The 13,406-nt window shown below is 61.4% G+C and carries 10 protein-coding genes and 1 tRNA gene; 2 read left to right on the top strand and 9 right to left on the bottom strand.

Annotated features, from left to right (window positions below; translation table 11 throughout):
• Positions 1-285 precede the first annotated feature (285 nt).
• A tRNA-Leu gene (locus AC0V2Y_RS09450) sits at positions 286-372 on the bottom strand.
• Positions 373-546: 174 nt separating this feature from the next.
• Here AC0V2Y_RS09450 and AC0V2Y_RS09445 point away from each other — a divergent pair.
• The gene (locus tag AC0V2Y_RS09445; protein ID WP_475416600.1) at positions 547-1,311 is read left to right on the top strand and encodes an SDR family oxidoreductase; all 765 of its coding nucleotides are present in this window, start codon (positions 547-549) and stop codon (positions 1,309-1,311) included.
• Between the two features lie 67 nt (positions 1,312-1,378).
• Here AC0V2Y_RS09445 and AC0V2Y_RS09440 read toward each other — a convergent pair whose 3' ends face one another.
• Complete coding sequence (locus tag AC0V2Y_RS09440) at positions 1,379-2,695, bottom strand: enoyl ACP reductase FabMG family protein (RefSeq protein WP_475416599.1); 1,317 nt, start codon at positions 2,693-2,695, stop codon at positions 1,379-1,381.
• A gap of 263 nt (positions 2,696-2,958) precedes the next feature.
• A complete protein-coding gene (locus tag AC0V2Y_RS09435; RefSeq protein WP_475416598.1) occupies positions 2,959-5,322 on the bottom strand; it encodes a DNA polymerase II in 2,364 nt (787 codons plus the stop codon).
• 133 nt (positions 5,323-5,455) lie between these two features.
• Between AC0V2Y_RS09435 and AC0V2Y_RS09430 the strand changes: the two genes are divergently transcribed.
• Positions 5,456-7,135, top strand: coding sequence for an AMP-binding protein (locus AC0V2Y_RS09430; RefSeq protein ID WP_475416597.1), 1,680 nt, complete (start codon positions 5,456-5,458; stop codon positions 7,133-7,135).
• A gap of 75 nt (positions 7,136-7,210) precedes the next feature.
• Here the strand turns inward: AC0V2Y_RS09430 and AC0V2Y_RS09425 are convergent, their stop codons facing one another.
• The 6 genes from AC0V2Y_RS09425 to AC0V2Y_RS09400 all read right to left on the bottom strand — a co-directional run bounded on the left by AC0V2Y_RS09425 (position 7,211) and on the right by AC0V2Y_RS09400 (position 13,350).
• Complete coding sequence (locus tag AC0V2Y_RS09425; RefSeq protein ID WP_475416596.1) at positions 7,211-8,191, bottom strand: choice-of-anchor A family protein; 981 nt, start codon at positions 8,189-8,191, stop codon at positions 7,211-7,213.
• Between the two features lie 200 nt (positions 8,192-8,391).
• Positions 8,392-10,116 carry an ArnT family glycosyltransferase gene (locus tag AC0V2Y_RS09420; RefSeq protein ID WP_475416595.1) on the bottom strand — a complete coding sequence of 575 codons (1,725 nt, stop codon included), beginning with the start codon at positions 10,114-10,116 and terminating at the stop codon, positions 8,392-8,394.
• Positions 10,117-10,268: 152 nt separating this feature from the next.
• The gene (locus AC0V2Y_RS09415; RefSeq protein ID WP_034746247.1) at positions 10,269-10,538 is read right to left on the bottom strand and encodes a type B 50S ribosomal protein L31; all 270 of its coding nucleotides are present in this window, start codon (positions 10,536-10,538) and stop codon (positions 10,269-10,271) included.
• A 294-nt stretch (positions 10,539-10,832) separates the two neighbouring features.
• Positions 10,833-12,095, bottom strand: a complete 1,263-nt coding sequence (rho, locus tag AC0V2Y_RS09410; RefSeq protein WP_034746249.1) for a transcription termination factor Rho — start codon at positions 12,093-12,095, stop codon at positions 10,833-10,835.
• A gap of 155 nt (positions 12,096-12,250) precedes the next feature.
• Entirely contained in the window at positions 12,251-12,577 is a 327-nt protein-coding gene (gene trxA, locus AC0V2Y_RS09405) for a thioredoxin TrxA (protein WP_086137203.1), read from the bottom strand.
• A gap of 314 nt (positions 12,578-12,891) precedes the next feature.
• The gene (locus AC0V2Y_RS09400; protein ID WP_070224201.1) at positions 12,892-13,350 is read right to left on the bottom strand and encodes a response regulator; all 459 of its coding nucleotides are present in this window, start codon (positions 13,348-13,350) and stop codon (positions 12,892-12,894) included.
• Positions 13,351-13,406: the final 56 nt, after the last annotated feature.

The following is a 13,406-nucleotide window of genomic DNA, read 5'->3' as shown; positions in this document are numbered from 1 at the left end:
TCCCGTTCGGCTGCCCATGCAACGGCTTCTGCCTTAGTACTGAATGTCTCTGATTCGCGGGTGCCAAGCACTGCTACTTCTGCGCGCCAGCCGCCTGAACGTTTTCTGAATGATGCCATGATCTCTCCAATTTGGCGTAATCATGGCGTAAATTTGGCGTAACGCCTATCAGTTTTTATCGGGTTTAATCGGGCGTGTTCGGAACGAATGGGCAAGAAAAAAGCCACTAAATCCTTGATTCTATTGGATTTAATGGCTTTATCGGTACTTCTTCGATTTGTCTGGTGGTGCCGGGAGCCGGAATCGAACCGGCACGCTGTTTCCAGCGCGGGATTTTGAGTCCCGTGCGTCTACCTATTCCGCCATCCCGGCAACGCGAGACGCATTATCACTGATTTGTCACAATCTGGCAAGTTTTATGCTTGGCGTGTGTTTTGCACAAGCATGCAGAATCGTTGACGGCGGCGATTCCAGCGCAAGAAGCGGAGTGCCGCGCCGGGCTTGCCGGCCTATCTTTTCCCTTTCAACCACTTGAAGGGGAAGCAAATGTTGCAACTGGAAAACAAGGTCGCCATCATCACGGGCGCCAGCTCGGGCATCGGCCATGCGGCGGCGCGGCTGTTTGCGCGCCATGGCGCGCGGCTGGTGCTGGTGGCGCGGCGGCGGAAGGAACTCGATGCGCTGGTGGCGCAGCTGGCGGACGGCGGCGCGCAAGCCGTGGCTTGCGCCGGCGACGTGGGCGACGCGGCGTGCGCGCAAGCGGCCGTGGCGCTGGCGCTGCAACGCTTTGGCGGCCTCGATATCGCCTTCAATAATGCGGGCACCCTGGGACCCATGGGGCCCACGCAGGAAGTTGCCCTGGAAGACTGGCGGGCGGCGGTCGATACCAATCTGACCAGTGCCTTCCTGGCGGCCAAATACCAGCTGCCCGCCATGGCGGCGCGCGGCGGCGGTTCGCTGATTTTTACCTCGACCTTTGTCGGCCATACGCTGGGCATGTCCGGCATGGCGGCGTATGCGGCCAGCAAGGCGGGCGTGATCGGTTTGACGAAGGCCCTGGCGGCCGAGTATGGCGCGGCGGGTATCCGCGTGAATGCCCTGCTGCCGGGCGGCACCGATACGCCGATGGGGCGGGCAGTGGCGAATACGCCCGAAGCGCTGGCCTTCGTGGCGGGCTTGCATGCCCTGAAACGTCTGGCCACGCCGGACGAGATCGCCCGCTCGGCGCTGTACCTGGCCTCCGATGCCTCGAGCTTCACCACCGGCACGGCGCTGCTGGCCGATGGCGGCGTGTCCATCGTGCGGACATAAACGCGGCGGCGAAAACGCCGACGGCCCGGGATGAGCCGGGCCGTCGGTGATTTGCGCTACATCAAGCTCAGTTGTGAACCGAGTTCAGCTGGCGCGCGATGATGTCGTGGTTGAGCCAGACGACGGGGGCTTGCGGCTCCGACATGGCGTGGAACATCAGCGGGCCCGTGCCTTCCAGCACCAGCGAGCTCAGGTGGTCGGTGATCAGTTCCTTGCGGTCCTTGTGCAGCTTGGTGATGTCGTCCGAGGTGCCGATCATGACGTCGGCCAGCTCTGGGGTGTTGTCCATCGGCCAGGCGGCGAAGTTGCGGAATTGCACGCTGGTGGCGTCGCCGTTGTAGGCGGCGATACGGTCCAGCAAGTCTTGCAGCGACACGCCGTCTTCCAGCAAGCCCTGGCAGATTTTCCACTGTTCCTCGGCCCAGGCGCCGCCGCCTTCTTTTTTCAGCGCGTCGAGCAGGGGGAACAAGGACAGTTCCACGCCGACGAAAATGTCGGACGAATTCGTGCGGATTTCCGGGCAATTGAAGACGGTCGCCTTGATGCCTTTTTCCCACGCGGCCTTGGCCACGTTTTCCAGGCGCATCTTGGCCAGGCCTTGCGTGTAGTTGCTGTAAGTTTGCCACTGGTATTTGCCGTCGATCAAGATCTCGGTACCGTGGTAGCCGTAGGCGCTGTAGCGCACCTGGCCGCCCGTCTGCTCGATGCGGGCACGGATGGCGGCGCTGCCGTCGATCAGGTGCTGCAGGGTGTTGGCCGTGACTTCGTCGAAGTTCATCAGGATCAGCTTGCCCAGGTCGCTGTCGAGCAGGGCGCGCGAGGACATGAAGCGCTCGCCGCGGCCTTTGTAGATGCGGTTGGCAATCGCCAGGAAGACCTTGACCTTGGGAATGCCGCCCGCCATGGTGTGGGCGAAATACACATTGCTGCCGTCAGGAATCAGGCTGTCCAGTTCGGCCATGGCTTTGGCCACGGACGCGCTGAAGCGGGCGATGCCGGCTTCGCGGCAGCGTTCGATCTGCGCCCAGTCCAGCTTGTCTTCTTGCCAGCTTTTCAGGGTCATGTCGGCCAGCAGGGCCGTCGGCGTCGGCTCGCCGGCGGGCGCGTCGAGGTCGAAACCGGCCATCAGCGGCACATTGATGATGCGGCCGCCCAGGTTGGCTTCGGCTTCGGCCAGCTCTTCCGCGTTCAGCGGGCGCAGCGCCATGTTTTCATCGCGGCGGCCGACCGTCATGCCGACGATATTCATGCCCGCCTTGCGCGCTTCGTCCAGCAAGCCATTTACATAGCCGCGGCCGAACAGCTCGCCGAACAGCACAAAGGTGTCGCCCTTGCGGAAGATATTTTTTTGCGGGATGTCTCTTAAGGACGTGATCTCGGTCATGGTGTCAATTCATTCAAAAATTAGCAGGGCAGACGGCTGGTGCTGCTGCCCGCTGGTTCAACATAGTGTTAAATTATGCGCCATTTCAGCGGGGAAAATCTTCTTGCGAACGATTCTCGTCTGGAATGGCATCTTCTTTTTCATGCAGCTCTTATTCTTTCGCCAAGGCGTATTTTACGCTGCCCCGGCGCACAGCGCCCGCGGACTGGCCCGGCAGGCGCCGATATTACCTCAGCTTTGCCATGCCGGTCAGCAGAATTGATCTAAAACAAATTCTGTTGCCCCGACACCAGGCGCGAAAAATCGTCGCCGAGGAAGGGCAAGATGGCGTCTGCCACGGGCTGCAGCTGGCGCGTCAGATAGTGGTGGTAGTCGATGGGCGAGCGCTGCGTTTCCAGTGGTTCCGGCCCCGCCACCGTGATGACATAGCTGATCCAGCCGCCATTCTGGTATTGCAACGGCCGGCCCTGCGCCAGGTTGTAGGCGTCGGCCGTGCGCGCCGCGCGCACGTGGGGCGGCACGTTGCGCTGATAATCGTCGAGCGGACGGCGCAAGCGCTTGCGGTAGACCAATAAGGCGTCGCATTCGCCGCGCACGGTGCGCGCCACGTAGTCGCGCACATAGTCCTGGTAGGCGGCGCGCTGGAAGATGCGCAGGTACAGCTCTTGCTGAAATTGCTGCGCCAGCGGCGTCCAGTCGCTGCGCACCGTCTCCAGGCCCTTGTAGACCATCTGTTCGCTGCCGTCGGGCTTGCCCACCAGGCCAGCGTAGCGCTTCTTGCTGCCTTCTTCCGAGCCGCGGATGGTGGGCATCAGGAAACGCCGGTAATGCGTCTCGAATTCCAGTTCCAGCGCATTCTCCAGGCCGAACTCCTCGCGCAGATGGGCGTCCCACCAGGCGTTCACATGCGCCACCAGGGCGCGGCCGATCTTGCCCGCCTCTTCATCCGTATGCGCTGTTTTGAGCCACACAAACGTGGAATCCGTGTCGCCATAGATCACCTGATAACCCTGTTCGGTGATCAGCTCGCGCGTGCGGTGCATGATGTCGTGGCCGCGCAAGGTGATCGACGAGGCCAGGCGCGGATCGAAAAAGCGGCAGCCGCTCGAGCCCAGCACGCCGTAGAACGCGTTCATGATGATCTTTAACGCTTGCGACAGCGGCGCGTTGCGCTCGCGCTTGGCCGCCTCGCGCCCTTGCCACACCTGTTTCACGATGGCAGGCAGGCAATGTTTTACGCGTGAAAACTGCGCGCCCCGGTAGCCGGGCACGGTATCGGCCTCGTCGCCGCTGGTGCCCACCACCAGGCCCACGGGGTCGATCAGGAAAGTGCGGATGATGGACGGGTACAGGCTTTTATAGTCGAGCACCAGCACGGAGTCGTACAGGCCCGACTGCGAATCCATGACGAAGCCGCCGGGGCTGTTTTCGCCCGAGATATCGCCCAGGTTGGGCGCCACGTAACCCTGCCGGTGCATCAGCGGCACATACAGGTGTTCGAAGGCGGCCACGGAGCCGCCGCTGCGGTCGGCCGCCAGGCCCGTCACGCTGGCCCGTTCCAAGAGAAAGGTCAGCAGCTCGGTCTTGGCGAAGATGCGCGTGACCAGCTCGCAATCCTTGAGGTTGTAGCGGGCCAGCGCAGGCTTGTCTTCGCGGAAACGCCGGTCGATCTCCGCCATGCGCTGGTAGGGATTGTCGATGGACTTGCCCTCGCCCAGCAAGGTCTGCGCCACGTTTTCCAGGCTGAACGAGGAAAAATTCCACGTCGCCGAGCGCAGGGCTTCGATGCCGTCGATGATCAGGCGTCCCGCGGCGGCGGCAAAATAATGTTCCTGCTTGCCGCCATGCTCGCGCCATTCCATCACGGCGCCGCCGCGCCCCAGTTTCAAGGGCACTTGATAACGTTCGGCATGTTCCTTGAGCACGCGCAAGTCGAACTGCACCAGGTTCCAGCCGATGATGGCGTCCGGATCGTGCCGCTCCATCCACGTGTTCAGGCGCTCGAGGATCTGTGCGCGCGTGTCGCAGTATTCGAGGTCGAAGTCGAGTAGCTCATCGCCGCCGTTTGGTGGCCCCAGCATGTAGACCTGGCGCTGGCCGCAGCCTTCCAGGGCCAGCGAATACAGCTCGCCATGCGCCGTCGTCTCGATATCGAGCGATGCCAGTTTCAAGCTTGGCCGGTAGCCGGGCGCCGGCCTCAGCTGCACTTCCTGCCCTGTTTCCCCTTTGACGCTTACCGGCGCCGTGATGAAACGCTCCATCAGGTAGCGCTCGGGCGGGCGGATGTCGGCTTCGTACACGTCGATGCCGTGCGCGCGCAGCTGCTTTTCCAGCTTCAGCAAATGTCGGTATTGCTTGCAGTACAGGCCCAGCACGGGACGGTGGTGAAAATCGCACAGCGACAGGGGCCGCAGCTCGGCATGGCGCTCGCCGCGCAGAAGCTGTTGCGCCTGTTCCTGCTGCTCCATGGGGATAAAGGCGACGGCCGTCTGCAGGGGCAGGCGCACGTGGCGGGGCCCGGCGTCCGTTGCCAGCCAGAAATCGACTTCCGTGCCGTCGCGCGTGTCGCGCCAGTGGCGGGTCAAGATAAAGCCCTGTTCGGGCGGGTGCTGCGCGTTGCCTGTCATGGTGCCGTGAGTATCTGCTGTGCTGGCCTGCACATTACAGCAAGCTGACGCAGGGCGGGGACGGTTGCGGCTATAATTTTCTGCATCGAAGACGATAACAAGAGCGCGCCGCGCCACCCACCCCGGAGACAGCATGCAAGCAATGAGTTATGTACACGGCGCCCACGAGACGCCGTTGATCGGCGAAACGATAGGCGCCTACCTGGACGGCATCGCCGCCCGCTACGGCCAGCACGATGCCCTGATCGTGGCGCACCAGAACGTGCGCTGGACGTATCTGGAATTCCAGCAGCGCGTGCACAAGCTGGCCGCCGGCCTGTTGAAACTGGGCTTGCAGCCGGGCGACCGGGTCGGCATCTGGTCGCAGAATTGCGCCGAATGGGTGCTGACGCAGTTTGCCACGGCGAAAGCCGGCTTGATCATGGTCAACATCAACCCCGCCTACCGGCGTTCGGAACTCGAATACGTGCTCGACAAGGTGCAATGCAGCGCGCTGATCCTGTCGCCCAGCTTCAAGTCCAGCGATTATCTGGCCATCGTGCAGGACGTGGTGCCGGAAATCGCCCGTTCGCGCGCGGGCGCCCTGCAGTCGCCGCGCCTGCCGCAATTGCGCCACGTCATCCGCCTGGGCGCGGCCGCCACGCCGGGCATGCACACCTTCGACGCGGTGATGGACGGCATCACGGACGCCGACCTGGCGCATCTGGCCGAAGTGAGCGCCACCTTGCAGTTTGACGATGCCGTCAACATTCAGTTCACGTCCGGCACCACGGGCGCGCCGAAGGGCGCCACCTTGACGCACCACAATATCCTGAACAACGGTTTCTTCATCGGCGAAGCCATGCGCCTGACGCAGCAGGACCGCTTGTGCATCCCCGTGCCCCTGTACCACTGCTTCGGCATGGTGCTGGGCAACCTGGCCTGCGTCACACACGGCGCGGCCATGGTGTTTCCGGGCGAAGGCTTCGATCCGAAAGCCGTGCTGGAAACCGTGCAGGCCGAGCGCTGCACGGGCTTGCATGGGGTGCCGACCATGTTCATCGCCATCCTCGACCATCCTGATTTCAAGCAATACGATCTGTCGAACTTGCGCACCGGCATCATGGCCGGCTCGCCTTGCCCGATGGAAGTCATGACGCGGGTCATCGAATTGATGCACATGGCGGAAATCACGATTGCGTATGGCATGACGGAAACGTCGCCAGTCAGCTTCCAGACGTCGATCGACGACCCGCGCGAGATGCGCGTCTCGTCGATTGGCCGCGTCCACCCGCACCTGGAAGTGAAAATCATCGATGCGGAAGGCCGCATCGTGCCGCGCGGCGAAAAGGGCGAATTGCTTACGCGCGGCTATTCCGTGATGCAGGGCTACTGGGGCGACCCGGAAAAAACCAGCGAAGCCATCGACGCGGCGCGCTGGATGCACACGGGCGATCTGGCCGTCATCGACGACTACGGCTTTTGCAGCATCGTCGGCCGCTCGAAGGACATGGTGATACGCGGCGGCGAAAACATCTACCCGCGCGAAGTCGAGGAATTCCTGTACCGCCACCCGAGCGTGCTCGACGTGCAATGCGTGGGTGTGCCGGACGCCAAGTATGGTGAAGAGCTGTGCGCCTGCATCATTCTGCGCCCGGGCACGCAGGCCACCAGCGACGACATCCGCGCCTTTTGCGACGGGCAGATCGCCTATTACAAGATTCCCCGCTATGTGCGCTTCGTCGAGGAATTCCCCATGACGGTGACGGGCAAGATCCAGAAATACCTGTTGCGCCAGCAGGTGGCGACGGATCTGGGGCTGAGCGCGGATTAAGTTTCTCGCCAGCACAATAAAAAACACCGGGACGCTCGCGCGGCCCGGTGTTTTTTTATGGATGTAGCGTAAAGCTTAAGCCATCGCGGCTTGCGGTGCGCGCGCTGGCGTGCGGCGGCGCATGAAGGCCAGCAAGCCCAGGCCGGCCAGCAGCATGGCGTAGGTGCCTGGCTCAGGTACGGCCGAGACGTTGACCGTGTTGAAGCCGGAGCCGTTCATCGCGACGTGGCCATAATTGATCGAGCTGACCGAATTGGCGATCAGGGTGCCATTCATGTCGCCCGAACCCGAGAACGCGCTGTGCGGCGCCAGGATGCTGCCGTTGATGCCGACGTTCTGCAGGCTGGTGGTGGTGGCGTTGGCGAAGTTGAACAGCGTGCGGTTGGCGAAACTGGCGAAATTGTCGAAGCCGCCGCTCATGGTGATGTTGGTGGCCGTGCCGTTGATGATGATGCTGGCCGTGCTTTTCAGCGAGGACAGGTCCAGGGTCAGGTTATGCAGGTTCGACGCATCGATGTTGAAAATATTCACGTCGGCGTTGACATTGCCCACCAGGGTCATGTTGCCGTACTGCGAAATCACGGTACCGTTCGATTGCAGCTTGGCCACGTCGCCCGACAGGGTCGTCAGTTGCTGCTTGGCGCCCGCGAAGTCCAGGGTGGACGCATTGCCTTTGCTGATGTTGTTCGTTGGGAACCATTGCGGCGCCGTCAGGGTGGCGTTAGGGTTGCTGACGCCGTACACGGCCGAACCGCTGAGCGTGCCCCAGCCCGTGTTCAGGTTGCCGCCAGCAACGACCGAATTGACGGCGCTGCCTGGCTTTTTATTCGTGCCAACGCTGTAGTTGTCCAGGTAGATATTGCCGCCAGCGGCAATGCTGCCGCCGACGCTGGTAAAGCCGCTGGAGCCGCTGCTGCCGATGTTGCCGAAGATAAAGGCCGAGTAGCCATTGGCAACGCCCAGGTCGACCACGGTCGCTTGCGCCGAAGCGCTGAAGGAGAAGGCGAACAGGGCGGCGCTGATGAGCGGCAAGGTGCGTGTGGTAAATAATTTCATGGACAATCTCATAGTGAATTGGGGGACGATTCGGGCGGGAAAGCAAGACACCGCCATCGCGCAGTCCGCTATTATAATCTAAAAAACAATGTTAGTTCAATTTAGGTAATTAACTATATTTTAAGACAACACTTTTCCTGGCGGCAATTATTCTCTGCCGGACGTAAAAAAACCGGGGCTGGCCCGGTTTTTTTTGCTGCTTACCTGACGCGCTGGTACAGGCGGAAGCGTTCCACGTCATCCGTGGGGCGGCGCCCTTCCCACAGCTTGATCCAGTCCGCACCGTGGTGTTCTGGCAGCTTTTCCTTGTTGTCGGGAACTTTGATGCTGTCTTGCAACAAGAACACATCGCATTGCTGCTGCCCCACCGTGGCAAACGGCAGGTGGCCGTAGTAGGCGAACGAGGAGCGCTGGGCGGCGCCGACGTTGCTGTTGATGCAAGTAGTGCCCGGCGGCAGGTGGACGGAAATCTGGTGCGCCACGCTGGCGTAGCTCTTGCTGTAGTTCAGCGGCGGCAGGAACAGGGTCATGATCAGCACCCAGATCAGGATCAGGCCGCCGGACGACAGCACCACGGCGCGCCACAGCACGGCCGGCTGGCGCGAGATGCGCCAGTGCACCAGCGCCACCCAGCCCGCGCTGGCGCAGGCGGCGACGAAGAAGGCCAGCAAGTCCAGCTCGGGCTTGAAGCCGGGCATGAGTTTCAGGGCATTATGCGACAGTTTCGGCGGCCAGCCGGTCAGGATGGCGAACCAGAACAGCCACAGCGCGAGGGCGCAGATGGTCAGCACCATCACGGAGAACCAGTCGATGGCGTTGATGGCGCCCCGTTTCATGGTCAGCAGGCCGAACGCGGCCATCACGGCCAGCGGCGGCAGCAGCGGCAGCAGCTGGCTCGGGTCGGGATCGGGATGGCACAGGCCCAGGATGGCCAGCATGGCAACAAAGGTCAGCGGCACGACGATGTGCAGCACGTGGTGCTGGCGGCGCCAGGCATACACGGCCCAGGCGGCGAACGGCCACGCGGGCCAGAAGAACCAGATGCCGACGCGCAAGAAGTACTGCACGCTTTTCAGGCTCGGGGCGCTGAACTGGCGGCAATTCCATTCCATCCATGCCTGCATCGGCGAATGGCCGTACGGTTGCAGCCATTCGCCCGGCAGCAGCCAGAGCAGGGTCAGCGCGGCGCCGATCAGGATGGCCAGCGCCAGGTGGCGCACGCTGCGCAGCAGCGGCAGGCGCAGGAAGACGGTGCACAGCAGCAGGGCGATGCTCAGCGCCGCCGGCGTGATCCAGCCGCGCGTGAGGGTCAGGCCGCCCAGCGCCAGGCCCAGCAGGGCTGCATTGCGCACGGACGGGCCTTCCATGTAGCGCACGGCGCGGTACAGCAGATAGGCCATCAGGGACACGTACAGCGCTTCGGCCGTGATGTCGTGGCTGTGCTGCAGCAGGCCCAGGCAGCCCAGATAGATGAGCACGGCGGCATCGGCCAGGGTGCGGCCGAAATCGTCCGGCTCGGGCTGGCCGCCGAAGGCCAGGCGCAGCGGCTGGGCGTCGTTGCGGCGGCCCAGGTTGAAGGCGGTGTACCAGACGGACAGGGTGCTGACGACGAAGATGCCGATGGTCGACATGCGCGCGCCGAAGACGTCGCCGTCGATCCAGCCGAACAGCTTGATGAAGATGGCGCCCAGCCAGAAGGTCAGCGGGCCTTCATCGGGCAGCGACAGGCCGGCCACGTTGGGCCACAGCCAGTCGTTCAGGCCGCCATGCGCCATGGTCCACATGATGCCGAAACTGGCGGCGTCATCGTTCTTCCACGGTTCGCGGCCGATCAGGCCAGGCAGGATGTACAGCAGGCCGAGCGCAAACAAGGCCCATCGTGGCAGCGCGAGTGTGGCAGCGGCGGGAAGGCGGACTGGCTTCATCGATAATCGGTATCAGAATAGTGGCAAGACGCGACGAATGGCGTCGGGTATGCGCGAGTATAAAGTAAAGCGGCCAAAGACAAAAAAGGCAGCCGTGGCTGCCTTTTCTCTGGCAGCCGAAGCTGCCCTGTTTTGCCGCAAAGCGGCAAAAATCAGCCTGCTGCGACTGCGGTTTTCGAACCAACCGAACCGAACTTCTGACGGAACTTCTCGACGCGACCAGCGGTATCGACGATTTTGTGCTTGCCCGTGAAGAATGGGTGCGATTCAGCCGAAACCTCGATCTTCACCAGTGGGTATTCTTTACCGTCGTGGGTGATTTTTTCGCGGGTTTGGATGGTCGAGCGGGTAACGAATTTGAAATCGCACGACAGATCGTGGAAAACAACTTCGCGGTATTCTGGATGGGTATCGACTTTCATGGTCTTCTCTCTAGTTTGGTAGCCAAACAGCACTTCGTCGGTCGTCCTGCTTCTTGACCCGATTGCCGATCACTTGCCAGGGTTTAAAATAATGCAACCGTCGATTATATAGCGCTTTGGGGCCGGAGGCAATAAAAAAGCCGCTCCAGGAGCGGCTTGGGCCGGTAGCGCATTGATATGACGCCACCGAGGGGAGGGAAACCGTAGCGAGCAGGCCCGATATACGGCCGAGTAGCGCAGCTGTACGAAGGTACAGCGAGCAACACAGGCCGTAGAGCGGGACGCGCAGTAGGTTTACCCCCCTCGGCGCATCATGTCGAAGAACTCGGCGTTGTTCTTCGTGGCCTTCATCTTGTCCAGAATGAACTCCATCGCTTCGATCTCGTCCATCGAGTACAGCAACTTGCGCAGGATCCAGATTTTCTGCAGCTCGTTCGGCTTGATCAGCAGTTCTTCGCGGCGGGTACCCGATTTGTTCAGGTTAATTGCCGGATATACACGTTTTTCGGCCAAACGGCGTTCCAGATGCACTTCCATGTTGCCGGTACCCTTGAATTCTTCAAAGATCACGTCATCCATGCGCGAACCCGTTTCGATCAGCGCCGTGGCGATGATGGTCAGCGAGCCGCCTTCTTCGATATTGCGCGCGGCGCCGAAGAAGCGTTTTGGACGTTGCAGCGCGTTCGCGTCGACACCGCCGGTCAGGACCTTGCCCGAGGCAGGGATGACGGTGTTGTAGGCACGGGCCAGGCGGGTGATCGAGTCGAGCAGGATGACCACGTCTTTTTTCATTTCGACCAGGCGCTTGGCTTTTTCCAGCACCATCTCGGCCACTTGCACGTGGCGCGTGGCCGGCTCGTCGAAGGTCGAGGCGACGACTTCGCCGCGGACCGAACGTTGCATTTCGGTAACTTCTTCCGGACGTTCGTCGATCAACAGCACGATCAGGGTGATATCCGGGTGATTGGCCGTGATCGCATGCGCGATGTGCTGCAGGATCACGGATTTGCCGGATTTCGGCGACGCCACCAGCAAGCCGCGCTGGCCTTTGCCGATCGGGGCGATCAGGTCGATGATGCGGCCGGTGATGTTTTCCTGGCCATTCATTTCACGTTCCAGGCGCAGCGGCTCGTTCGGGTGCAGCGGCGTCAGGTTTTCAAACAGGATGCGGTGTTTCGACATCTCCGGCGATTCGCCGTTGACCTTGTCGACTTTGACCAGTGCGAAATAGCGTTCGCCATCTTTCGGGGTCCGTACCTCGCCTTCGATCGAATCGCCGGTGTGCAGATTGAAGCGGCGGATTTGCGAAGGGGAGATGTAAATGTCGTCGGTGGACGCCATGTAGCTGGCGTCAGGCGAGCGCAGGAAGCCGAAGCCGTCAGGCAGCACTTCCAGGGCGCCGTCGCCAAAAATCTGTTCGCCGGACTTGGCGCGTTTCTTCAGGATAGCGAACATCAGCTCCTGTTTGCGCAAGCGGGCTGCGTTGTCAATGTCAAGACCGATCGCCATCTCAAGCAGGGCGGATACGTGTAGGGCCTTTAGTTCGGATAAATGCATATGTGTTGAGTGTCCCGAGACGGGATGTAAAGGTAGGGGAGGGGACTGCGTGGCGTTGATTAATTATTGGGGAAGGCTGTGCACGAATGAGGCAAAGCCGCTTCCCGGTCTATCCAGTCAGGCGGCGCTGCGGGCGCAGCGCTGCCCATCATACATTAAATGTTGCTGTCGACGAAAGCGGTCAACTGGCCCTTGGCCATGGCGCCCACTTTTTGAGCAGCTGCAACACCATCCTTGAACAGGATCAGGGTCGGGATGCCGCGGATGCCGAACTTGGCAGGCACTGCCTGGTTGGCGTCCACGTCCATCTTGGCGATCACGATGCGGCCGGCGTATTCCTTGGCCACTTCTTCCAGGATCGGAGCGATGGCCTTGCAGGGACCGCACCATTCTGCCCAGAAGTCGACCAGTACTGGCAACTCGGATTTCAGGACGTCTGCTTCAAAAGATGCATCGCTAATGTGTTTGATATTTTCGCTCATATTTTCCTCAAATGAGGGTGGGATCAATAATGCCTGGAATTAACCATACGCTGGTTCGCCATCCATGCTTCCTGGAATGCAGTGAGAAGATGGGGGCAATGGGCACAAATTCAATGTTCTTGGAAGGTGCGACCAGAGGTATGCAGGCGGGGATGGCTGAAATAATAACCCATTTTTTCAAAGCGTGGCGATTATTGCAGAAAAACTTGAGGCATATCACCAGCATATCGTCCCTGCGCGTGCCGGCAGGGCGGCAAAGCCGCATGTCTGCTGGCCTGCAGCGCCGTGTCCGCCCTCCCGGCCTGGCTGCGCGATCAGGCTTGGGCGCCGGCCTGACGCGCCGTGTGCTGCAGCTGCAAGTTCACCATGAGCTGCAGTTCCGCGCTTTCCATCGGCTTGCGGAAGGTGCCTAATATATGCAGGCCGTTGGCCATGGCCAGGCGTTCGGCCGCCAGGCGCACGGCCGAATGCAGGCCCGACAGCAGGACCACGCCGCCGCGGAAACCGTTTTCAGCCGCCATGCGCAAGAATTCGATGCCGTCGATGTCGGGCATGGACAGGTCGCAGATCAGCAGATCGGGCTGGTGCTGCTTCAGGGTGGCCAGCGCCTGTTCGCTGTGCGACTCGCAGCGGATGTCGAACGGACCCATCTGCTCGAGCATGTCGCTGAGCACGTCGAGCATGAACACGTCGTCGTCCAGCAGCAATACGCGCAATGGCGCCAGGCCTGCTTCGCTGTGTTCCCGGCTTGCTTGGTTTGATACAGTAGTCATCGTCCTGTCTTTCTATTGATATGCGCATCGCTGTCGATGCCGATACCTTGCCTCAA

It is taken from the genome of Janthinobacterium sp. BHSEK, assembly GCF_056174685.1.
Note: the sequence above shows the minus strand (reverse complement) of the source record. Positions and strands in the feature narration are given on the sequence as shown.

Bases quoted from the DNA above. Each gene is read 5' to 3' on its own strand.
- AC0V2Y_RS09415 (WP_034746247.1), bottom strand. From the start codon at position 10,538: ATGAAAGTCGATACCCATCCAGAATACCGCGAAGTTGTTTTCCACGAT.
- trxA (WP_086137203.1), bottom strand. From the start codon at position 12,577: ATGAGCGAAAATATCAAACACATTAGCGATGCATCTTTTGAAGCAGAC.
- rho (WP_034746249.1), bottom strand. From the start codon at position 12,095: ATGCATTTATCCGAACTAAAGGCCCTACACGTATCCGCCCTGCTTGAG.
- AC0V2Y_RS09425 (WP_475416596.1), bottom strand. From the start codon at position 8,191: ATGAAATTATTTACCACACGCACCTTGCCGCTCATCAGCGCCGCCCTG.
- AC0V2Y_RS09445 (WP_475416600.1), top strand. From the start codon at position 547: ATGTTGCAACTGGAAAACAAGGTCGCCATCATCACGGGCGCCAGCTCG.
- AC0V2Y_RS09435 (WP_475416598.1), bottom strand. From the start codon at position 5,322: ATGACAGGCAACGCGCAGCACCCGCCCGAACAGGGCTTTATCTTGACC.
- AC0V2Y_RS09420 (WP_475416595.1), bottom strand. From the start codon at position 10,116: ATGAAGCCAGTCCGCCTTCCCGCCGCTGCCACACTCGCGCTGCCACGA.
- AC0V2Y_RS09440 (WP_475416599.1), bottom strand. From the start codon at position 2,695: ATGACCGAGATCACGTCCTTAAGAGACATCCCGCAAAAAAATATCTTC.
- AC0V2Y_RS09400 (WP_070224201.1), bottom strand. From the start codon at position 13,350: ATGACTACTGTATCAAACCAAGCAAGCCGGGAACACAGCGAAGCAGGC.
- AC0V2Y_RS09430 (WP_475416597.1), top strand. From the start codon at position 5,456: ATGCAAGCAATGAGTTATGTACACGGCGCCCACGAGACGCCGTTGATC.